Annotated in this window: 16 protein-coding genes; 10 read left to right on the forward strand and 6 right to left on the reverse strand. The window is 70.3% G+C overall.

Features of this window, described 5'->3' with window-relative positions:
- Window positions 1–54: 54 nt before the first annotated feature.
- Window positions 55–3,582, reverse strand: a complete 3,528-nt coding sequence (locus ACSQ4M_RS30185; protein ID WP_436193057.1) for a Dyp-type peroxidase — start codon at window positions 3,580–3,582, stop codon at window positions 55–57.
- A gap of 106 nt (window positions 3,583–3,688) precedes the next feature.
- Complete coding sequence (locus ACSQ4M_RS30190) at window positions 3,689–5,185, reverse strand: sigma-54 interaction domain-containing protein (protein ID WP_436193058.1); 1,497 nt, start codon at window positions 5,183–5,185, stop codon at window positions 3,689–3,691.
- 100 nt (window positions 5,186–5,285) lie between these two features.
- Here ACSQ4M_RS30190 and ACSQ4M_RS30195 point away from each other — a divergent pair, with 100 nt between their 5' ends.
- Entirely contained in the window at window positions 5,286–5,699 is a 414-nt protein-coding gene (locus ACSQ4M_RS30195; protein WP_436193059.1) for an RNA-binding S4 domain-containing protein, read from the forward strand.
- Window positions 5,700–5,713: 14 nt separating this feature from the next.
- Window positions 5,714–5,836 carry a hypothetical protein gene (locus ACSQ4M_RS30200; protein ID WP_436193060.1) on the forward strand — a complete coding sequence of 41 codons (123 nt, stop codon included), beginning with the start codon at window positions 5,714–5,716 and terminating at the stop codon, window positions 5,834–5,836.
- A gap of 2 nt (window positions 5,837–5,838) precedes the next feature.
- On the opposite strand, the gene ACSQ4M_RS30205 is transcribed toward ACSQ4M_RS30200, so the two are convergent.
- Window positions 5,839–6,150, reverse strand: a complete 312-nt coding sequence (locus tag ACSQ4M_RS30205; RefSeq protein WP_436193061.1) for an I78 family peptidase inhibitor — start codon at window positions 6,148–6,150, stop codon at window positions 5,839–5,841.
- 149 nt (window positions 6,151–6,299) lie between these two features.
- Between ACSQ4M_RS30205 and ACSQ4M_RS30210 the strand changes: the two genes are divergently transcribed.
- From ACSQ4M_RS30210 to ACSQ4M_RS30220, 3 genes are read left to right on the forward strand one after another with little or no spacing between them, the layout of a single operon-like run.
- The gene (locus tag ACSQ4M_RS30210; protein ID WP_436193062.1) at window positions 6,300–6,482 is read left to right on the forward strand and encodes a hypothetical protein; all 183 of its coding nucleotides are present in this window, start codon (window positions 6,300–6,302) and stop codon (window positions 6,480–6,482) included.
- Between the two features lie 11 nt (window positions 6,483–6,493).
- Window positions 6,494–6,862, forward strand: coding sequence for a hypothetical protein (locus ACSQ4M_RS30215; protein WP_436193063.1), 369 nt, complete (start codon window positions 6,494–6,496; stop codon window positions 6,860–6,862).
- 38 nt (window positions 6,863–6,900) lie between these two features.
- Complete coding sequence (locus ACSQ4M_RS30220) at window positions 6,901–7,143, forward strand: hypothetical protein (RefSeq protein WP_056656116.1); 243 nt, start codon at window positions 6,901–6,903, stop codon at window positions 7,141–7,143.
- A 72-nt stretch (window positions 7,144–7,215) separates the two neighbouring features.
- Here ACSQ4M_RS30220 and ACSQ4M_RS30225 read toward each other — a convergent pair whose 3' ends face one another.
- The 3 genes from ACSQ4M_RS30225 to ACSQ4M_RS30235 all read right to left on the reverse strand — a co-directional run bounded on the left by ACSQ4M_RS30225 (window position 7,216) and on the right by ACSQ4M_RS30235 (window position 12,170).
- Window positions 7,216–8,175 (reverse strand): alpha-E domain-containing protein, encoded by a 960-nt coding sequence (locus tag ACSQ4M_RS30225; protein ID WP_436193064.1) that lies wholly within the window; start codon window positions 8,173–8,175, stop codon window positions 7,216–7,218.
- A gap of 4 nt (window positions 8,176–8,179) precedes the next feature.
- Window positions 8,180–9,697, reverse strand: a complete 1,518-nt coding sequence (locus ACSQ4M_RS30230) for a circularly permuted type 2 ATP-grasp protein (protein ID WP_436193065.1) — start codon at window positions 9,695–9,697, stop codon at window positions 8,180–8,182.
- An 82-nt stretch (window positions 9,698–9,779) separates the two neighbouring features.
- On the reverse strand, window positions 9,780–12,170 hold the full coding sequence (locus ACSQ4M_RS30235; RefSeq protein WP_436193066.1) for a DNA internalization-related competence protein ComEC/Rec2: 2,391 nt from the start codon (window positions 12,168–12,170) through the stop codon (window positions 9,780–9,782).
- A gap of 120 nt (window positions 12,171–12,290) precedes the next feature.
- On the opposite strand from ACSQ4M_RS30235, the gene ACSQ4M_RS30240 reads away from it, so the two are divergent.
- The 5 genes from ACSQ4M_RS30240 (at window position 12,291) to ACSQ4M_RS30260 (ending at window position 20,823) form a co-directional block, all read left to right on the forward strand.
- Window positions 12,291–15,803 (forward strand): DUF2126 domain-containing protein, encoded by a 3,513-nt coding sequence (locus ACSQ4M_RS30240; protein ID WP_436193067.1) that lies wholly within the window; start codon window positions 12,291–12,293, stop codon window positions 15,801–15,803.
- 73 nt (window positions 15,804–15,876) lie between these two features.
- On the forward strand, window positions 15,877–18,498 hold the full coding sequence (locus tag ACSQ4M_RS30245) for a circularly permuted type 2 ATP-grasp protein (RefSeq protein ID WP_436193068.1): 2,622 nt from the start codon (window positions 15,877–15,879) through the stop codon (window positions 18,496–18,498).
- 203 nt (window positions 18,499–18,701) lie between these two features.
- Window positions 18,702–19,673 (forward strand): transglutaminase family protein, encoded by a 972-nt coding sequence (locus tag ACSQ4M_RS30250; protein WP_436193069.1) that lies wholly within the window; start codon window positions 18,702–18,704, stop codon window positions 19,671–19,673.
- Window positions 19,670–20,125, forward strand: coding sequence for a RidA family protein (locus ACSQ4M_RS30255; RefSeq protein WP_436193070.1), 456 nt, complete (start codon window positions 19,670–19,672; stop codon window positions 20,123–20,125). The genes ACSQ4M_RS30250 and ACSQ4M_RS30255 overlap by 4 nt, the downstream gene beginning before the upstream one ends.
- A complete protein-coding gene (locus tag ACSQ4M_RS30260) occupies window positions 20,122–20,823 on the forward strand; it encodes an SDR family oxidoreductase (RefSeq protein ID WP_436193071.1) in 702 nt (233 codons plus the stop codon). Before ACSQ4M_RS30255 ends, ACSQ4M_RS30260 begins: the two co-directional genes overlap by 4 nt.
- Window positions 20,824–20,870 lie beyond the last annotated feature (47 nt).

Genomic DNA, 20,870 nt, shown 5'->3' on the forward strand with positions numbered 1-20,870 from the left:
CTGCACGAGAACCCGCCTCGAGACGAGCTCTGTGCACAGCGCGGCCGCCGGCAACTAGACGGTGGCGGGCACCGCCGCCTTGGGCGTGAGGATCAGCAGCACCGGCGAGCCCGTCGGCCGCAGCGTGCCGGCCTGCAGCAGCGCCGCGGCCATGGCCAGCATCACGCCCACGCCCATGCGCGAGCCCGGGCAGGCGTGCAGGCCCCAGCGGTCCGTGCCGGGCGCGAAGTAGTCGCCACCGAACAGCAGCGCATCGCGCTTGGCCTGCTCCGCAGGCGGCAGGCTCTCGATGGCCGAGGCCAGGCCCAGCACCACGGTGGCGTCGGCATCGGGCTGTCCGTCCACCACCGGGCGGCGCCAGACCATGGGCGGCACGGGCTCGGCCTGCATGGTGTCCAGCATGGGCCGCCACAGCGCCGCACGCGCCGTGTCCAGCAGCCCCTCCCCGGCCAGCGCGCGCTCGGCCAGGTCCTGCTGCAGCGACCACAGCCGGCCGTCCTCGATCCAGTTCTTCATGACCGTCAGGAAGTTGCCGTGGACCGTGGGCGCGAAGCCCAGCAGCAGCCCGGTGATCTCGCGCTCCAGCAGGTCCGGGCCATGGGCATCGCCCAGCGCGGCCAGCCCCGGCCGCAAGGCCGCCACCAGGCCGGGCGAGGCGCCGCCGGCCAACTGGTCCTTCACGGCCTGCAGCACCATGGGCCCGTGCAGCTCGCCTTCGGCCGTCACGTTCACCTGCGGGTGGGCGCCGAACACCATGCGCGAGGGGCCGATGATGTGGCCGGGGCAGCGCGGCTTGCCCTGCGGGTCGGGCGTGGGGCTGCGTCCGCCGACGACCATGTTCTGGCCATCGGGCAGCCCGAACCAGAGCTTGGACAGCGCGCCGACCACCTGCTCGGAAAAGCCCATCAGGTCGATCGCCACGCGCACGCGGCCGTCAGGGTGGCGCAGTGCGAAGGCGCCGCTGGAGGCGCGCACCGTTTCGGCGAGCACGGCCTGCGCCACGGCGCTGGCGGCGGCGAAGGCCTGCGCTTCGCCGATGCCGGCCACTGCCGCGTTGACCACCGGGCCGACTTCGGTGTGGCCGTCGGCCGGGTCCATGCCCAGGTGGTTCACGCCCAGCGAGGCCTGCATGCGTTCGCCAAAGCCCTGCACCGAGAAGTGCTTGCACCGCGCATCCGCCAACGCCGGAAACACCTTGCCAGCCGTGCCGAGCAGGCGGCCGTAGGGCGCGGCGTGCAGATCGCCTGCATGCTGCTCGCGCACGGCACGCCAGGTGGCGCGGCCGTTGTCGCGGTCTTCGAGCCGGCTGCGCCACTTGTCGAGTGCGCTGGGCGGCACGGGCGTCGGCGCCAGCACGGGCTCGGGCGCGCTGCGGAAGTCCGACAGCCGCTCCAGTGCCGCCAGTGCGGGCACGAACAGGTACAGGCCCCATTGCAGTTCGACGAAGGCCTTGTCGCCCAGCTCGGCGCGCTGCGGCGCGCCGCAGGCATCGACCCAGCGGAACACGCGCGGCTGGCCGGCGCGGGGCACGCCGAGCAGCGGGTCGGACTGGGTCGAGCCGACGCCGGAACTGTTGCCGCCGGCCAGCCAGCGCTGCACGGTCTCGTACTGCTCGGCGATGCTGGCGCAGTAGGCCATGAAGAGGATGCCGCGGTCGGCCTCGGGCGGTGCTTCCAGCGAGGCCGGGCCGTAGCCCATGCCACGGCGCAGAATCCGCGGCAGGCCGCTCTGGCCGTCGCGCGGGTTGGCGCGCCGCACGTGCGAGGAGAACGGGCATTGCGCCTGGTCGGTACCGCGGTAGCGGAAGTCGTTGTTGCCGCCCGGGCCGCTGGCCACCAGCGGCTTGCCGTCCTGGCGCCGGCCCATCATGCGCTCGAGCAACTCGGTGCGGCGCTGCGCATCGCCCTCGGCGTAGTTCTCCAGCGCGTCGTGGAGGTGGTCCAGCCGCTGGCGCAGCTTGCGCACGACGAGGAAGCTGCCGCGGTCCAGCAGGCCGTCGGCCTCGGCCGGGTACGGGCCGTCGCCGCGGTCGTTGGCGAAGCCCAGCACCAGTTCGCCGGGGCGCACCTGGTGCTGGCGCGGATGGGGCGAACTGTCAGGCGCCGGGTCGGGCGTGAGCTCGGCCGCGACCTCGGGCTGGCTGATGCCGTCGACGAAGCCGAAATGCTCGCGACCATCGGGAGCGGTGGTGCGGCTGCGCGTGGGCTCCACGGCCAGCACCGCCAGGCCCGTGCCCTGGCCCAGCACGCGCACCGCGCCCTGGATCAGGGGGTGAAGACCATGGCCCTCGTCCGCGGTGTCGATGGTGCGCATCATGACGGCCACATGCACCACGCCGAGCTCGATGCGGTCCTCGCGCGCCGGATCCACGCCGTGGCGCAAGGGGCGGTGCCAGTGGTCGGGGTGGTTGGCACGCAGGTCGCCCAGCAGGCCGGCCCGCGGCTCCATGCCTTCGGCGAACTCCGCCGGCAGGCGGTCCAGCCGCTCCGGGTCGATGCGCAGTGCGCGCAGGCCTGCCATCGTGAAGCCGATGTGCAGCCGCACCTCACCCTCGGCCGCCGCTGGCGCGGCGCAACGCGGTGCCAGCGTGGCCAGGTGTTCGGCGGCACGCTGCGGATCGGTCACGCGCAGCAGCACCAGCGCGCCATGCGTGGCACGCAGGCCCTGGCCCAGCACAGCGGCCTGCAGCGCGTCCGGGTTCCAGGCCAGCCGGTCGGCCGGCACCGGCTCGGGCAGCGGGCGGGCCAGCCAGGCCAGCTCGTCGGCGAACAGCTTCTTGACGAGCGGCGCCTGGGGGTGCTGGTTGAAGGCGTCCGTGGCCAGCGTGGACTGCAGGCCCTTGAGCGCCAGGTGCGCAAAGCGCAGCAGGATGTCGCCATCGGCGCCGGCCCACCAGCCGGTCAGCCGGTACAGGCCCTTGAGCGTGCGCAGGTGCAGCGGCAGCAAGCCTTCCAGGTCGCCGAGCATGCGCTCCAGGCCCTGGCGCGTGGCGCTCAGCGCGTCGGGCTCGGCGTGGGCGGCAATCGCCCGGTCGGCCTGCGCCGGATCGCCGCTCTCGCGCTGCAGGCGCTCCACGCTGGCCAGGTAGCGCTGGTCAGACAGCGTGGCCGGGCCGTCGGTGTAGAAGATGCCGGCATCCTGCTCGGCGCTGCGCACCCAGCGGCAGTAGGTGTCGAAATCGCTGGTGCGCGAGCCGGGGTAGCCCTCGCAGTGGCACAGCAACGCGTCCAGCAGCGGGCCGATGTCGCGGTAGATGACGCGCATGTAGGGCTCCCAGCCACCGTCGAAGCTCACGTTCAGCGACAGATGCCAGGACTTGGAGCCGACCAGCGACGGCGGCACCAGTGCATAGCGGAAGCCGCTGATCATGTTGAAGCGGCCGACCGGGTCGGGGAAGGCCGAGTCGCGCAGCTCGGATTCGCGCGCATTGCGGCGCGAGGAGTGCATCGCGTCCAGCAGACGGCGCAGCCGTTCCAGGTAACTGATGGGTTCGAAGCCCGGGGCCAGGCCTTCGCGGACACGGGCCTGCAAGGCAAGGTTGGTGATGCCAGCAAGTCCGCTGCCGCGCACGTGATTGCGCATAAGTTCTATCCCTGAAATTCGGGGCCTGTCAGGCCGGAGCGCCGAACTTATCAGGGCCTGGACGCTGCAAGCGATTGCCGGTCCGCAGATTTGATGAAAGCAGGACTTACGTGTCGCCCTGCAGCCGGCCGTACAGGGTGGCGCGCGAGATGCCCAGCAGCCGGGCTGCCGCCAGCTTGTTGCCACCGGTTTCGGCCATGGCCGCCGCGATGGCCAGCCCCTCCAGCTCGGCCACCTGGGTGGCCAGTGGCCGCAGCAGCGCGGCGTGACCCTGGCCCTCGGGTGCGGGAGGTGGCGCCGCGGCGGCGATGGCCTCCACGCCGGTCTCGGCCAGCACGCGGCGCACCTCGGCCGCGTCCACGCGCTGGCTGTCGCTGCGCATGGCCAGCTGTTCGAGCACATTGCGCAGTTCGCGGATGTTGCCGCGCCAGTACTGCCCGGCCAGCAGCGCCAGCGCATCGGGCATCAGTTCGGGCGGGGCCTCGCCGCTGCGGTGGGCCAGGTCTTCGCTGAGCGCTTCCACCAGCGCGGGGATGTCGCCGCGGCGTTCGCGCAGCGGCGGCAGCTTGAGCGGCAGCACGTTGAGCCGGTAGTACAGGTCTTCGCGGAAGCGCCCCTGGCGCACCAGCGTTGGCAGGTCGCGCGAGGTGGCGGCGATCACGCGCGCGTCGAAGGGCACCAGCCGGTTCGAGCCCAGCGGCTCAATCTCGCCTTCCTGCAGCGCGCGCAGCAGCTTGGCCTGCAGCGCGGCCGGCATGTCGCCGATCTCGTCCAGGAACAGGGTGCCGCCGTCGGCCAGCTTGAACTTGCCGTCGCGCCCGCGCCGGTCGGCGCCGGTGAAGGCGCCGGGCGACACGCCGAAGAACTCCGCCTCCAGCAAGGTGTCGGGCACGGCGGCGATGTTCAGGCTCACGAAGGGCCCGCGCGCGCGCGCTGAGGCCAGGTGGATGGCATGGGCCAGCAGCTCCTTGCCGGTGCCCGTCTCGCCCAGCAGCAGCACCGGGCTGGAGGACTGGGCCGCACGGCGCGCGTGGCGCTTGACCTCCAGCGCCGCCGGGCTGGCGCCGATGAAGCTGGCAAAGGTGTACTTGGCACGGCGCTGGCCGCTGCCATCGGTGTGCAGCAGGGCACGGCTGCGCTGGCTGGCCAGTTCGCGGCGGGCGTCGTCCAGGTCGCGCTGCAGCAGCGCGAACTTCTCGATCAGCGGCTTGAGCGTGGTCTCGGGCTGGTCGAACAGCACGATGCCGATGGCACCGATGGTCCGGCCGTCCTCCTCGCGCAGCGGGATGCGGCTGACCACGAAGGTGCCGGCCTTGTTGGTGAGCAGGTCCACCAGGATGGGTTCGCCGGTCTCCAGCACGCGGCGCATCAGGGTGTTGGGGATCACCTCCTCGACCGGATGGCCCTGGAACTCGTCGATGCTGGAAAAACCCAGCGCCGGCAGGAAGCGCCGGTAGCCCTCGTTGACCCAGACGATGGTGCCGGCCTTGTCGACCAGGAACATGCCCTGGCTCATGCTGGAGAACAGATGGAACATGGAGCGCGCGGCCAGCGCCAGCATGCTGCTGGCGTCGGGCGGCAACGCGGATTCGAGGGCGGGCATCGGGGCATGGTAACGGTGCACGACGAGGGGCCCGACGCGCCGCGACGGTGCGCTGTCCGCCTACAGGTCGAGCCCCCCGGCGGGAGCACAATCGGCCGCGATGGACAGAATTCGCATCGACAAGTGGCTGTGGGCAGCGCGCTTCTACAAGACGCGCACGCTCTCGGCCGACGAGGTGGAACGCGGCCGCGTGCAGGTCAATGGCCACGACGTGAAGCCCGCACGCGAGGTCAAGGCCGGCGACACCGTTTCCGTGCGCCAGGGTCCGGTTCTGCGCACCGTGCTTGTGCTCGGCGTCAGCGGCCAGCGTGGCCCTGCGCCGATGGCACAGGCGCTCTACCAGGAGACACCCGAGAGCCTGCAGGCACGCGCACAGCAGGCCGAGCAGCGCCGGCTGGCGCCCGAGCCGGCCCTGGCCCAGGAACACGGCCGGCCCACCAAGCGTGAACGCCGCGACCTCGATGCCGCCACCGGCGGCTGGGGCGAGCGCTGGAGCGCTTCGGTGGACGGCTGACCCAAGGAGACCCCATGTGCCGCATCCTCATCGCCGCCTGCGCGGCCCTTGCGCTGTTGACGGCCTGCCCCGACACCAAGGTGCCGCAGGACCCCACCAAGCTGCCCACGCCCAAGGCGCTGGAGCGCGCCGGTTGAGTTCAGCCGCAGGCGACCTTGGTGATGCGGCTGCGGCCGTCCAGCGTCAGGTTGAGCCGCGCCGGGTTGAACTCCATGGTCACCGCCTGGCCGGGGCTGAGCCAGCGCACGATGCTGGCGCCCGAGCGCGCCCGCACATCGCGTTCCAGCGCCGGGCCGAACGACTGGCCGATGGCGAACTGCGCGGCAGCGGCATCGCAGTTCGCGGCCGGGGCCGACGCACCGGGCGCACCGGACGGCCCGCCCAGGCCCGCGCATCCTGCCAACACCAGCACGGCCATCGCGGCCCCCCATTGCTTCATGTCTGTTTTCATGCGGCGCATGCTATGCCACGATCACGCAGCGCTGGGAACCTCCTACCACAGGCAAGTACACTCTTGCCGGCTGTTACGTCCTCTGTTCGGTGGATGACAGGCGGTTCTGGCATCCTTGATGCTTGCCCGCTCCCACAAGAACGCGAGCCATGCGCAGCGCCCCCGAGTTCCCACATGAAAAACCGCTGGTGAAAGCCACGATCTTCCCAGCCTCCCCGCCGAGCGAGCGCTCGCCGTGGCGCGGCGCCCGCGTGGCGTTCGTGCTGCACGCGCTGGCCATGGTCACTGTCCTCACTGCCATCACGGCGCTGATCGAGCGCGCTGCGCCCTGAATTCCCCACTCATGTCTGACACCGGCCGACCTGGGCACCGCTACATCGAAGAACGGCTGGAACAGCTCGAACGCAGCAACGAGGATCTGCTGGGTCTGGTCACCGCATTGACCGCGGTGACCACCGCGCTGGCCGCGACCCACCCGCAGCGCACCGTGCTGCACGAGGCCCTGGCGCGTGCAGCGCCCGGCGTGCGCCAGGCCACGCAGCAACATGGCATGAGCGAGCGCACACAGATGGTGCTGGAGGCATTCACCAATCTGCTGCACCAGACGCTGACCGAGCCGCAACCAGCCAGGCTGGACGAGGCCAAGCAGGTGATCCAGGCCTTCCTGCAGCACCCGCCCGGGGACGAACTCCGGGATCATCCGGAGTCCTGATACCGCCTGCGCGGCCCGGGACTTGCTATTGCAGCTGTATGCGCGCCGAGCCCACCGTCATCCTCGAAGTCGATCGTCGCCTGGCACAGTTCATCCTGGCCAGTCGCCCTGCCGGTGCCGACGCAGGCAATGCGCAGGCGCTGGCGCGATGGCGTGCCGCGCAGGAAGTGCGCAAGATCCTGCGGGATGCCTGCCCCTACGAGCCCGGCACGCAGGCCAGCCACGCGTGGTTCGTCGAGAAGTACGGCGATGCCGCCGGTGCCGTGATCGATCCCGACTGAGCTGGCACCCCCACAAACACAAGGCCCCGCCCCGGCTGACCGGGTGCGGGGCCTTGTCGCTCCAGCAGGTGCTCAGTTCTGCACGGGCACCAGGAACTCGCGGCTGACGTGGCTGCCCAGCTCGTTCACGCGGTCCAGGAACTGCGTGAGGAAGGCGTGCAGGCCGGTCGCCAGGATCTCGTCGATGCGGCCGAACTTGAGGTCGGCGCGCAGCTTGCCGGCACGGCGCAGCGTCTCGCTGGCCGGGTTGCCGGCCACCATCTCCAGGTTGGACAGCACCTCGTTCAAGCTGGCGTGCAGCGAGCGCGGCATGTCGGCGCGCAGGATCAGCAGCTCGGCCACGCGCTCGGGCGTGATCACGTCGCGGTAGACCTTGCGATAGACCTCGAAGGCCGAGACCGAGCGCAGGATCGCGCTCCAGTGGTAGAAGTCGTACTCCTGGTCCTTCTCGCTGGCGGCGCCGTAAAAATCGCTCTCCACGGCGTGGAACTTCACGTCGACCAGCCGCGCCGTGTTGTCGGCGCGTTCGAGGAAGGTGCCCAGGCGCAGGAAGTAGAACGCATCGTCCTGCAGCATGGTTCCGAGCGTGACACCGCGCGACAGGTGCGAGCGGAACTTGACCCACTCGAAGAACTGCGCCGGATCGGCCTCGAACTCGCCTGTCTTGAGCATGCGGTTCAGGTCCAGCCAGGTGGAGTTGGCGGTCTCCCAGACCTCGGTGGTCAGGCTGCCGCGCACGGCCCGCGCGTTCTCGCGCGCGGCGCGCAGGCAGGAGACGATGGACGAGGGGTTGCTCTCGTCCTTGACCATGAACTCCATGACATCGTGCGAGCTGATCTTGTCGTGCTTGCTGCTGTACAGCCCGCCCAGCTCGCTGATCGACAGCAGGCCCTGCCAGCCCAGTTGGGCCACGGCGGCCGATTGCGGCAACAGCGAGGACTGGTAGTTCACGTCCAGCATGCGGGCAGTGTTTTCCGCGCGCTCGGTGTAGCGCGACATCCAGAAGAGATGGTCGGCGGTGCGGCTCAGCATTGGATCATTCCCCCGAGGTCTGTGCTTGTTGTTGGGTGGGTGCCGGAGTGGCGAACGGGATGTCCGCGTCTTCCAGGATCCAGGTGTCCTTGGTGCCACCGCCCTGCGAGGAATTGACGACCAGCGAACCCTCCTTGAGTGCCACGCGGGTCAACCCGCCCGGCACCATCTGCACCTCCTTGCCCGACAGCACGAAGGGCCGCAGGTCGATGTGGCGCGGCGCGATGCCGCTTTCCACGAAGGTGGGGCAGCTGGACAGGCTCAGCGTGGGCTGGGCGATGTAGCCGCTGGGGTTGGCCACGACAGCCTTGCGGAAGTCCTCGATCTCGGCCTTGGTGGCGGCCGGGCCGACCAGCATGCCGTAGCCGCCGGCGCCATGCACCTCCTTGACGACCAGGTCCTTGAGGTTGTCCAGCACGTACTTGAGGTCGTCGGCCTGGCGGCACATGTAGGTCGGCACGTTGTTCAGGATGGGTTTTTCGCCCAGGTAGAACTCGACCATCTTGGGCACGTAGGGGTAGATCGACTTGTCGTCGGCCACGCCCGTGCCCACCGCATTGCAGATCACCACGTTGCCGGCCTTGTAGGCCTCCATCAGGCCCGCGCAACCCAGCGTGGAGGTGGGGCGGAACACATTGGGGTCGAGGAAGTCGTCGTCCACGCGGCGGTAGATCACGTCGACCCGCTTGGGGCCGCGCGTGGTGCGCATGTAGACGAAGTTGTCCTTGACCAGCAGGTCCTGGCCCTCGACGAGTTCGACGCCCATCTGCTGCGCCAGGAAGGCGTGTTCGAAGTAAGCGCTGTTGTACATGCCGGGCGTGAGCACCACGACGGTGGGCTCGGCCGTGGCCGGCGGTGCCGAAGCACGCAGGGTCTCGAGCAGCAGGTCGGGATAGTGCGCGACCGGCGCCACATGGTGGTGGCTGAACAGGTCGGGGAACAGCCGCATCATCATCTTGCGGTTTTCCAGCATGTAGCTGACGCCGCTGGGCACGCGCAGGTTGTCCTCGAGCACGTAGTACTCGCCCTTGCCCTGGGCATCGGGGGCCCGCACGATGTCCACGCCAGAGATGTGCGAGTAGACGTTGTTGGGCACGTCCACCCCCACCATCTCGGGGCGGAACTGCGCGTTCTGGACGATCTGCTCCTTGGGAATCAGGCCGGCCTTGATGATCTCCTGGTCGTGGTAGACGTCGTGGATGAAGCGGTTCAACGCGGTCACGCGCTGCACCAGGCCCTTTTCCATCGCTGCCCATTCGGCCGCGGGAATGATGCGCGGGATCAGATCGAACGGGATCAGGCGCTCGGTGCCCGAGCCGTCCTCGTCCTTGGCGCCGTACACCGCGAAGGTGATGCCGACGCGGCGGAAGATCATCTCCGCCTCGGCCCGGCGCTTGGCCATCATGTCGCCGGGTTGGCGCGCCAGCCAGGCGTCGTAGATCTTGTAGTGATCCCGGATCTGCGCTCCCTTCGAGAAGAACTCGTAGGGGAGCTTGGTATACATCTCGTCAAATTTCAGCATGGACCGATCTCCTGTACGGAGAATAGCAAGTTGCAAGCCAGAGACGGACGACCGTGCGTGCAGCGTGCGAAAAAAAAGACGCTCAAGGCAGGCGGTGCTGCCAATAGCGCGGCTGCTGCGCACGTGCACAGACCACGCGCTCCGGCACATCGCTGCGCCAATGCGCCGCCCCGCACGCGGGCGACCCCACGACGGTGGCACCCCACCCCTGCAAGCGCTGCACGACCTCGGGCGCAGGGTGGCCGAAGCGATTGCGGTAGCCCGCCTGCACCAAAGCGAAGCGCGGCGCCACCGCCTGCAGCAGGGCAGTGCTCGACGAGGTCTTGCTGCCGTGGTGCGGCACCAGCAACACGTCGGCCTGCAGCGCGGCGCCACCGGCCACGAGTTGCTGTTCCTGCGCCTGTTCGATGTCACCGGCCAGCAGCACCGCCGCGCCCTGCGCCTGCACGCGCAGCACGCAACTCAGCGTGTTGGGCCTGGCATCGCGGGCGGCACCTGCGGGCGGATGCAGCACCTCGAAGCGCACGCCGTCCCAGTCCCAGCGCTGGCCGGCCGCGCAGCGCGTGAGGGGATACCGCGCCGCCAGCACATGGCCGTCGGGCAACGACGCCAGCAGCGCAGCCTGTGGCTGGGTCGCCAGCACGGTGGCGGCACCGCCGCTGTGGTCGCTGTCGGCATGGCTCACGACCACGCGGTCCAGCCGCTCCCCCAGCGCGCGCAGCAGCGGCACCAGCACGCGGTGGCCGGCATCGCTGTCCTGCCCATGGCGCGGACCGGTGTCGTACAGCAGGCTGTGATGGGCTGTGCGCAGCAACACCGCATTGCCCTGGCCGATGTCGGCGGCCAGCAGGTCGAACTGGCCCGGTGCCGGCCGCGCCGGCTGCCACAACAAGGCTGGCAGCAGCAGCGGCAGGCCCAGCAGCCGCACGCCGAGCGGCAGCCGCAGCACCAGCAGCACCGCGCCCAGCAAGGCCGCAGCCCCCAGAGGCAAGGGCACGGCCGCGTGCGAGAGGCTGGCCAGCGGCCATTGCGCGAGCCAGCCCAGCACGGTCAGCATCGCGCTGGTGGCCATGGCGGCCAGGTCCCATAGCGGCGCGATCGCCACTCCCAGCAAGGCCAGCGGCGTCAGCACCAGCGTGACCCAGGGGATCGCCAGCAGGTTCGCCACCAGGCCCACGAGCGAGACCTGCTGGAACAGCATCAGCGACAGCGGCGCCAGCGCCACCGTGACGATGGCCTGCTCGCGCAACAGGCGCCGCACGCGCGCCACCGCACCCTGCGCCACGCGCCCCGCATCGCTGGCGAACAGCACGCCCACTGCGACGAAGCTGAGCCAGAAGCCCGCCTGCAGCAACGCCCACGGATCGAGCGCGAGCACCGCCAGGCCGGCCAGCGCCCACACCAGCGGCCAGGGCCACTGCCGCCCGGCCAGGCGCAGCAGCGCAACCACGGCCAGCATCACCAGCGTGCGCTGCGCCGGCACGCCCCAGCCGCTGAACAGGGCATAGGCCGCGGCCAGCGCCACGCCACCGACCAGCCCGGCATGCGGCGCCGGGCACCACAGGCAGGCGGCCCAGCCCAGCCGGTCCAGCCGCCGCCAGGCCCAGCCAACCAGGGCCGTCGCGAGCCAGGCGAACATGGTCACGTGCAGGCCCGACACGCTCAACAGGTGGCTCACGCCGGTGGCACGGAACAGGTCCCAGTCGGCCCGCTCCACCGCACCCTGGTCGCCCATCGCCAGCGCGGCCACCACGCCGGCGCGCGCCGGCTCGGCGATGCGCGCGAAGATGGCGCCACGCACGGCCTGGCGCGCGCGCTCCACCGGGTGCCGCCAGCCGCGCTCCAGCAAGCGCGGCGCCGCGTCCTTGGGTCCCGCGCGCACGTAGCCGGTGGCCTGCACGCCACGCTCCCAGAGCCAGAGTTCGTAGTCGAAACCGTGCGGATTGCGCTGGCCATGCGGCGCGCGCAGCCGCACCTGCAGCGTCCAGCGGTCGCCGGCCAGCACATCGGCGGGCCGCTGCGGCACGCCGTCCAGGCTGCCGCGGTACCAGGACAGTTCGACGCGTGGCGGCACGCGCACCGCCGCGCCGTCCAGCTGCGCGGCGTCCACGTCCAGCAGCAAGCGCACGGCCAGATCGCCGGGCTGCGGCATTGCCGCGACGCGGCCACTCAACACGAGGTCGCGGCCCTCCAGGGCCGGCGCCAGGGCCTGCGCATCGAAGGCCAGCGCACGCAGGCCGACCGAACCGAACGCCAATGCAGCCACGCCCAGCGCGGCAAGCCCATGCCATGCAGGCCGGCTGCGGCGCCAGCCGCGCCATGCGAGTGCCATGCCGGCCACACACGACACGGCGTAGGGCCAGGCGGGCCACAGCGCCGCCTGCTGCAGCTGCCCGGCCGTGCCCAGCACGAAGCCGATGCAGCAGGCCAGCCAGGGCCCGGCACGCGACGACAGCACCGCCTCCTCCGTCATGCTCGCTGGGTCATAGGCCCCCACTACACTGCAGCGCGCCCGCCTTTGGCTCGCCTCTTGCTAGTATCCGGCACCGTTGGCGAGCGCCAGGGGTTGTTACATCCAGACCTAGAGACACAGATGTCCACACACGCAGCGCTGAACCACGTTTCCCACTACCGCTATGACCGCCCCGTGCAACTGGGGCCTCAGGTGATCCGTCTGCGGCCCGCGCCACACTGCCGCAGCAACATCATTTCGTATTCGCTGAAGGTCGAGCCGGCGCAGCACTTCGTCAACTGGCAACAGGACCCTTTCGCCAACTACCAGGCGCGCCTGGTGTTCCCCGAGAAAACGCAGGAGTTCAAGGTCACGGTGGACCTGGTCGTCGAGATGGCGGTCTACAACCCGTTCGACTTCTTCCTGGAGCCGGCGGCCGAGAACTTCCCGTTCGCCTACAGCCCCGAGGTCAAGGAAGAACTGGCGCCCTACCTCGCGGTCGAGCCAATGACGCCGCTGGTCGAGAAGTACCTCGCCACCATCGACATGCAGGAACGTCGCACGATCGACTTCCTGGTGGCGATCAACCAGCAGGTCGCCAGCGACATCCGCTACCTGATCCGCATGGAACCCGGCGTGCAGACGCCGGAGGAGACGCTCAAGCTCGCCGCTGGCTCCTGCCGCGACTCGGGCTGGCTGCTGGTGCAGTTGCTGCGCCGCTGCGGCCTGGCGGCGCGCTTCGTCTCGGGCTACCTGATCCAGCTCACGCCCGACGTGAAGGCCCTCGACGGCCCCAGCGGTACCGACCACGACTTCACCGACCTGCACGCCTGGTGCGAGGTCTACCTGCCCGGCGCAGGCTGGGTCGGCCTGGACGCGACCTCGGGCCTCCTGGCCGGAGAAGGCCACATCCCGCTGGCCTGCACGCCGCAGCCCTCGGGCGCCGCACCGATCGAGGGCCTGGTCGACGAGGCCGAGGTGACGTTCGAGCACCACATGGCGGTTTCGCGCATCTACGAATCGCCGCGCGTGACCAAGCCCTACACCGAGGAGCAGTGGGCGCAGGTGCTGGCCCTGGGCGAGCAGGTCGACGCCGAACTCGTGGCCGGCGACGTGCGCCTGACCATGGGCGGCGAGCCGACCTTCGTGGCCACCAGCGACCGCGACGCGGCCGAATGGAACACCGACGCGCTGGGTCCGACCAAGCGCGGCTACGCCACCGAACTCGTGCACAAGCTGCGCGACGAATACGGGCGCGGCGGCTTCCTGCACTTCGGCCAGGGCAAGTGGTACCCGGGCGAGCAGTTGCCGCGCTGGGCGCTGTCGATCTTCTGGCGCGCCGACGGCCAACCCAGCTGGTCCAACCCCGCGCTGTTCGCCGACGAACGCGACGCCGCGAGCTACAGCAGCGAAGACGCGCGCCGCTTCACGTCCCTGCTGGCATCCAAGCTGAACCTGTCCGACAGCTTCATCGAGCCCGGCTACGAGGACGTCTTCTACTACCTGTGGCGCGAACGCCGCCTGCCCGTCAACGTCGATCCGTTCGACACGCGGCTGGACGACGAACTCGAACGCGCCCGGCTGCGCCGCGTGTTCGAGCAAAAGCTCGATGCCGTGATCGGCTACGTGCTGCCGCTGCAGGTGGGCGAAGGCCCCAGCGTGGCCGGCAACCGCTGGACCACCGGCCCCTGGTTCTTCCGCGACGAGCGCATGTACCTGATGCCGGGCGACTCACCCATGGGCTACCGCCTGCCGCTGGATTCGCTGCCCTGGGTCAACAAGAGCGACTACCCCTACTTCCACGAGCGCGACCCGATGGACCCGCGCGGCCCGTTGCCGGCCGGCGAAGCCCTGCGCGCCAGCTACGCCGCAGCCGTGGGTGCGGGCCACGCCAGCACCGGCACGGCCGCCGCCGCCGCGCACGACCCGACCCGCTTCGTCCGCACCGCGGACCGCCCTGCCGAAGCCACCCGCACGCTGCAGGACCGCCGCCTGGGCGAAAGCGCGGCGGCAGACCCGCTGCAAGCCGAACCTGCCAGCCTGCTGCGCAGCCCGAACCGCTTCGAGTCGGCGCACTGGATCACCCGCACCGCGCTGTGCGTGGAAGCACGCGACCCGCGCCGCGCCAACGGCCCCAAGGCCGAACGCGTGGGCACCAAGTCGGGCCACCTCTACGTCTTCATGCCGCCGCTGGCACGCCTGGAGGACTACCTCGACCTGTTGGCCGCCATCGAGGCCACGGCCGAGGAACTGGGCGTGAAGATCGTGCTGGAGGGCTACCCGCCGCCACGCGATGCGCGCCTGAAGATGCTGCAGGTCACGCCCGACCCGGGCGTGATCGAGGTCAACATCCACCCGGCGCACAACTGGGGCGACCTGGTGCAGCACACCGAGTTCCTCTACCAGGCCGCGTTCGAGACGCGCCTGTCGGCCGAGAAGTTCATGACCGACGGCCGCCACACCGGCACCGGCGGTGGCAACCACTTCGTGCTGGGCGGCGCCACGCCGGCCGACAGCCCCTTCCTGCGCAAGCCCGAGCTGCTGGCCAGCCTGCTGCTGTACTGGCACAACCACCCCTCGCTGTCCTACCTGTTCAGCGGCATGTTCATCGGCCCGACCAGCCAGGCGCCGCGCGTGGACGAGGCCCGCAACGACCAGCTCTACGAGCTGGAGATCGCGCTGCGCGAGATCACGCGCAACCGCGAGGTCTATGGCCAGGACATGCCGCCCTGGCTGGTGGACCGCACGCTGCGCAACGTGCTGATCGACGTGACCGGCAACACCCACCGCAGCGAGTTCTGCATCGACAAGATGTACTCGCCCGACAGCAGCACCGGCCGCCTGGGCCTGCTGGAGCTGCGCGCCTTCGAGATGCCGCCGCATGCGCGCATGAGCATCGCCCAGCAGCTGCTGCTGCGCGCGCTGATCGCGCGCTTCTGGAACGCGCCCTACCAGGCGCCCGCCACGCGCTGGGGCACGGAACTGCACGACCGCTTCCTGCTGCCGACCTTCGTCAAGATGGACTTCGACGACGTGGTCCGCGAAATGCGCGAGGCCGGCTACGCCTTCGACACGTCCTGGTTCGCGCCGCACCTGGAGTTCCGCTTCCCCATCGTCGGCCAGGTGCAGAGCAACAGCATCGAGCTCACGCTGCGCAATGCGCTGGAGCCCTGGCACGTGATGGGCGAGGAAGGCGCACCCGGCGGCACGGCGCGCTATGTCGACTCCTCGCTGGAACGCATCGAGGTGCGCGTGACCGGCCTCAACGAGAGCCGCTACGTGGTCACCTGCAACGGCCGTGCGCTGGCCATGCAGCCCACCGGCGTGAAGGGCGAGTACGTGGCCGGCGTGCGCTACCGGGCCTGGAACCCGCCGTCGGCGCTGCACCCCACCATCGGCGTGCACACGCCGCTGGTGTTCGACATCGTCGACACCTGGATGAAGCGCTCGCTGGGCGGCTGCCAGTACCACGTGGCGCACCCGGGCGGCCGCAACTACGACACCTTCCCGGTCAACTCGTACGAGGCCGAAAGCCGGCGCCTGGCGCGCTTCTTCCGCATCGGTCACACGCCGGGCCCGATGGTGGTGCCCCCGGCCACCATCAACGTGCCCGGCAGCCGCGAGTTCCCGTTCACACTGGACCTGCGGCGCTGAGCGCAGCGAAATCGACGCTTGTGGCGTGTATGCAGCATCCCGGCGGTGACCGGGATGTGACAATGCCTCTGACGTGGATCAAGCAAACAACAACCTCTTCGACGGGCAAGGCCAGGAAAGCCCGGCCGGGCTGGCCGCCGCGCTGGCCAGGCCCGCCCTGCCCGGGCACTACGACGAACTGAGCGGCATGGCCCGGCCGGCCGGCGATGCGCCTGCGCGCAGCAACGCCGCACGGGCGCCGCTCACCGCGGACTGGACCGACTTCTTCGAACTGCTGGGCCGCGACGGCTTCGCCGACCTGGACCGCCGCACCGCGCTGATGCGGCGCCAGCTGCGCGACAACGGCGTCACCTACAACGTCTACGCCGACGCCGCCAACCCGCAGCGCCCCTGGTCGCTCGACCTGTTCCCGCTGATCGTCTCACCCGACAGCTGGCGTCAGATCGAGGCCGGCGTGCTGCAGCGCGTGCGCGTGCTCGACAGCGTGATGGCCGATGTCTACGGCCCGCAGCGGCTGCTGGCCAAGGGCCTGCTGCCACCGGGACTGGTGCAGGGCCATCCCGGCTACCTGCGCGCCATGCACGGCTGCGAGCCACTGGCCGGCACGCACCTGCACATCACTGCCTACGACCTGGCCCACGGAGCCGACGGCAACTGGTGGGTCGTCTCGCAGCGCACGCAGGCGCCCTCGGGCCTGGGCTACCTGCTGGAGAACCGGCTGGCCATCTCGCGCCTGTTTCCAGAGGCCTTCGAGTCGCTGCACGTGCAACGCCTGGCCGCCACCTACAGCGCCATGGTCGAAGGCATCCAACGCATGAGCCCGGCCGGTGCCGACGCCCACATCGCGCTGCTGACGCCCGGCCCCTACAACGAGACCTACTTCGAGCAGGCCTACCTGGCACGCTACCTGGGCATCACGCTGGTCGAAGGCAGCGACCTGACGGTGCGCGACCAGCACCTGTACCTGAAGACGCTCAAGGGCCTGGAGCCCGTGCACGGCCTGATCAAGCGGCTCGACGACCAATACCTCGATCCGCTGGAGCTGCGGCCCGATTCGCGCCTGGGTGTGCCGGGCCTGTTGCAGGCGATCCGTGCCGGCAACGTGCTGGTGGCCAACGCGCCCGGCTCGGCCTTCCTCGAATCGCCCGCGCTGCTGGGTTTCCTGCCGGCGCTGGCGCGTCACCTGCTCGGCGAGGAACTGCAGCTGCCGGCCGTGCCGACCTGGTGGTGCGGCGAACGCGCCGCCATGGAGGCGGCCCTGCCCGAGCTGTCGCGCTGCGTGATCAAGCCCACCTATGGCGACAGCGGTGGCCAGGCCCCGTTCGAGGCGGTGCTCGGCAACGCGCTGTCGCGCCGCCAGCTCGACGAATGGGCCGGCCGCATCGTGCGCCAGGGCGACGAGCACACCGTGCAGACCTACATGCCGCTGTCGCAGATGCCGACCTGGACCAGCGGCAACGGCTATCCGCCGCGCATCTCGCCGCGCTCGGTGATGCTGCGCGTGTTCGCCGTGTCCGACGGTCCGCGTTCGTGGCGCGTGCTGCCGGGCGGCCTGGCGCGCATGGTCAGCGCGCACCACAGCATCGCCTCCATGCAGCGCGGCGGCAGCAGCGCCGATGTCTGGGTGCGCACCGAAGGCGAGGTCGACCGCACCACGCTGCTGCCCCAGCAGCAGTCGCCTGCGGCCGTGGTACGCCGCCGGCGCCTGGTCACCAGCCGGGCCGCGGAAAACCTGTTCTGGCTCGGCCGCTATGCCGAACGCTCGGAGAACACCCTGCGGCTGGCCCGCGTGACGCTGGCTGCGCTCAATGGCGAAGACCAGTCGCTGGCGCCGCTGCTGGCCTGGCTGCACGACATGTGCAAGAGCTTCGCACTGGTGCTGCCGGCCGTGCCCTCGCCCGCACAGGCGCGCCGCGTGTTCGAGCGCTCGCTGATCGCAGGCCTGGGCGACACCGAAAAGGTGCAGAGCGTGGGCTACAACCTGCGCGCCACGCGCTTTGCGGCCTCCGCCGTGCGCGAGCGGCTGTCGCAGGAGCACTGGAACGTGATCGTGCAGGCCGAGGAAGACCTGCTGGCGCGCTGCGCCGAAGCCACGCGCAGCGGCGACTTCTCGGCGCTGGAGGCGATGCGTCTGCTGGAGACCACCAGCACCGCCACCGCAGCGATGACCGGCGCCCAGACCGACCGCATGACGCGCGACGACGGCTGGCGGCTGCTCTCCATCGGCCGGCACGTGGAACGCCTGGGCTTCCTGTCCTCGGCGCTGGCGCGCGCACTGTCCAGCGGCGCGGTGGCGACCACGGGCGGCTTCGAGGCCGTGCTGTCGCTGTTCGACAGCAGCATCACCTTCCATTCGCAGTACCAGCAGGGCCGTGAACTGCCCGCCCTGCTCGACCTTCTGGTGCTGGACCGCGACAACCCGCGTTCGCTGGGCTGGGTCGCCCACACGCTGGCGGGCCGGCTGGCCAAGCTGGCGGGCGAGGCCAAGGTCCAGGACACGCCGCTGGCGCGCGAGGTGCTGCAGCCGGCGCGCTGGTCGCTCGAGGAGATCTGCGCCGTCGACGCCGAAGGCGACCATGCCGAACTGCTGCGGCGGCTGGAAAGCTGCGTGCAGTCGGCTTACGACATCTCCGACGCGGTCGGCGCCGTGTACTTCACGCATTCGCGCGACGCCAAGACCAGCGTCGGCGCTTGAAATGAAACCACCCCCGTTTGGACTTCTCACTGCGTGTAGAAGTCCCATCCCCCCTCAAGGGGGCGCCGCCAGCGCCCGGGCAGAGCCCGTTGCGCGGCGGCCGCTGGCATGGCCCGCTCCGCGGCCTTCTGAACCGCTGCATGCGGGCCGGTTTCGTGCTCTGCGGATGACGCGCAGCACCGTGGCGAACTGAGAGAGGACCCATGCGCCTGCAAGTCACCCACGAAACGCGCTACGACTACACGCCCGCTGTCGAGACGGCCCAGCATGTGGCCCACCTGCAGCCGCGCGACACGCCCAGCCAGCGGCTGCTGCAGCACCGGCTGGTGGTCACGCCCGAGCCGGACGAACTGCGCACGGGCCGCGACGTGTTCGGCAACACCCGCAGCTTCTTCGCGCTGCAGACCGGCCACGAGGAACTGCGCGTGGTGGCCGACAGCGTGGTCGAGACCCAGGTGCCCAGGCGCCCGGCCAGCCCGCTCGGCTGGGAGCAGGTGCGCGACCGCTTCCGCTACCGTGCCGGTGGCGGCTACGACGCCGCGTCCGAGTTCCTGTTCCCCTCGCCCTACGTGCCGCGCCATGCCGACTTCCTGGACTATGTGCGGCCCAGCTTCACGCCGGGCGCGCCGCTGCTGGCGGCGGTCGAGGACCTGATGCGGCGCATCTACCGCGATTTCGACTACGTCTCCGACAGCACCGAGGTCAACACCCCCGCGGTCGAGGCCCTGGCCCAGCGCAAGGGCGTGTGCCAGGACTTCGCACACATCATGGTGGCCGGCCTGCGCATGCTGGGCCTGCCGGCCCGTTACGTGTCGGGCTATCTGCTGACGCAGCCGCCGCCGGGCCAGCCGCGCCTGGTGGGTGCCGATGCTTCGCACGCGTGGGCGTCGGTCTACGTGCCGGACGTGCCGGGGCACGACGGCTGGTACGACTTCGACCCGACCAACGACCGCGCGCCCGGCGAGGATTACGTGACACTGGCCTTCGGACGCGACTTTTCCGACGTCTCGCCCATGCGCGGCGTCATCCACGGCGGCGCCCGCCACAACCTGCACGTCGGCGTGACGGTGGCGCCGCTGGCGGAACCGGACGAGGCCGAAGGCGGCGGCCAAAGCCAAAGCCAAAATCAGAGCCAGAGCCAGAGCCAGAGCCAACCATCAGGAGTGAACCCATGAGCATCCACGACAAACTGAAACAACTGGGCATCGAACTGCCTGCCGTGTCCACCCCGGCCGCTGCCTACGTGCCCTTCGTGCAGAGCGGCAAGCTGGTGTTCCTGTCGGGCCACCTGGCCAAGAAGGACGGCAAGGTCTGGGTCGGCCAACTCGGCAAGAACATCACCACCGAAGAGGGCAAGGCGGCAGCGCGCAACGTCGCCATCGACCTGCTGGGCACCCTGCAGGCCGCCGCCGGCGACTTGTCCAAGGTCAAGCGCATCGTCAAGCTCATGAGCCTGGTGAACTCCACGCCCGATTTCACCGAGCAGCATCTGGTCACCAACGGCTGCAGCGAGCTGCTGGGCGAACTGTTCGGCCCGGCCGGCGCGCACGCGCGCAGCGCGTTCGGCGTGGCGCAGATTCCGATGGGCGCCTGTGTCGAGATCGAGCTGATCGCAGAACTGGAATGACGGTTCGCGCCGCCATCATCACCGCCGGTGGCAGCGGCATGGGCGCGGCCGCGGCGCGGGCCCTGGCTACGGCCGGCTACGGCGTCGCCATCCTGTCCTCGTCCGGCAAGGGCGAGGCGCTGGCCGCCGAACTCGGCGGCATCGGCGTGACGGGCAGCAACCAGTCCGACGCCGACCTGGGGCGTTTGGTCGACGCGACGCTGGCCCGCTGGGGCCGCATCGACGCGGTGGTCAACAGCGCCGGCCACGGCCCCAAGGGCGATCTGCTGTCCATCACCGACGCCGACTGGCACCTGGGCATGGAGTTCTACCTGCTCAACGTGGTGCGCATCGCGCGCCTGGTCACGCCGCAGATGCAAAAGCAGCAGAGTGGCTCCATCGTCAACATCTCGACTTACGCCACCTTCGAGCCCGAAGCTGCGTTCCCGACCTCGGGCGTGTTCCGCGCCGGCCTGGCCAGCTTCGCCAAGCTCTACGCCGACCGCTACGCCGCCGACAACATCCGCATGAACAACGTGCTGCCGGGCTACATCGACAGCCTGCCCGAGAAGGAAGAACGCCGCACGCGCATCCCCATGGGCCGCTACGGCACCTCCGAGGAAGTGGGCGAGCTGATTGCCTTCCTGGCGGGCGACAAGTCGGGCTACATCACGGGCCAGAACATCCGCATCGACGGCGGCATCACGCGCGCCGTGTGACTGTCACAAGCGCTTCACGGTGACCGGGCAGTGTTCCGGGGTTGCCC

Source organism: Pseudorhodoferax sp. LjRoot39, assembly GCF_964253035.1.
Classification (GTDB): domain Bacteria; phylum Pseudomonadota; class Gammaproteobacteria; order Burkholderiales; family Burkholderiaceae_C; genus Pseudorhodoferax.

Excerpts from the sequence above, each read along its gene's own strand:
- ACSQ4M_RS30185 (WP_436193057.1), bottom strand. The coding sequence starts at position 3,582 with ATGCGCAATCACGTGCGCGGCAGCGGACTTGCTGGCATCACCAACCTT.
- ACSQ4M_RS30210 (WP_436193062.1), top strand. The coding sequence starts at position 6,300 with ATGCGCAGCGCCCCCGAGTTCCCACATGAAAAACCGCTGGTGAAAGCC.
- ACSQ4M_RS30255 (WP_436193070.1), top strand. The coding sequence starts at position 19,670 with ATGAGCATCCACGACAAACTGAAACAACTGGGCATCGAACTGCCTGCC.
- ACSQ4M_RS30230 (WP_436193065.1), bottom strand. The coding sequence starts at position 9,697 with ATGCTGAAATTTGACGAGATGTATACCAAGCTCCCCTACGAGTTCTTC.
- ACSQ4M_RS30225 (WP_436193064.1), bottom strand. The coding sequence starts at position 8,175 with ATGCTGAGCCGCACCGCCGACCATCTCTTCTGGATGTCGCGCTACACC.
- ACSQ4M_RS30250 (WP_436193069.1), top strand. The coding sequence starts at position 18,702 with ATGCGCCTGCAAGTCACCCACGAAACGCGCTACGACTACACGCCCGCT.
- ACSQ4M_RS30215 (WP_436193063.1), top strand. The coding sequence starts at position 6,494 with ATGTCTGACACCGGCCGACCTGGGCACCGCTACATCGAAGAACGGCTG.
- ACSQ4M_RS30220 (WP_056656116.1), top strand. The coding sequence starts at position 6,901 with ATGCGCGCCGAGCCCACCGTCATCCTCGAAGTCGATCGTCGCCTGGCA.
- ACSQ4M_RS30260 (WP_436193071.1), top strand. The coding sequence starts at position 20,122 with ATGACGGTTCGCGCCGCCATCATCACCGCCGGTGGCAGCGGCATGGGC.
- ACSQ4M_RS30240 (WP_436193067.1), top strand. The coding sequence starts at position 12,291 with ATGTCCACACACGCAGCGCTGAACCACGTTTCCCACTACCGCTATGAC.
- ACSQ4M_RS30195 (WP_436193059.1), top strand. The coding sequence starts at position 5,286 with ATGGACAGAATTCGCATCGACAAGTGGCTGTGGGCAGCGCGCTTCTAC.
- ACSQ4M_RS30190 (WP_436193058.1), bottom strand. The coding sequence starts at position 5,185 with ATGCCCGCCCTCGAATCCGCGTTGCCGCCCGACGCCAGCAGCATGCTG.
- ACSQ4M_RS30200 (WP_436193060.1), top strand. The coding sequence starts at position 5,714 with ATGTGCCGCATCCTCATCGCCGCCTGCGCGGCCCTTGCGCTGTTGACG.
- ACSQ4M_RS30235 (WP_436193066.1), bottom strand. The coding sequence starts at position 12,170 with ATGACGGAGGAGGCGGTGCTGTCGTCGCGTGCCGGGCCCTGGCTGGCC.
- ACSQ4M_RS30205 (WP_436193061.1), bottom strand. The coding sequence starts at position 6,150 with ATGAAAACAGACATGAAGCAATGGGGGGCCGCGATGGCCGTGCTGGTG.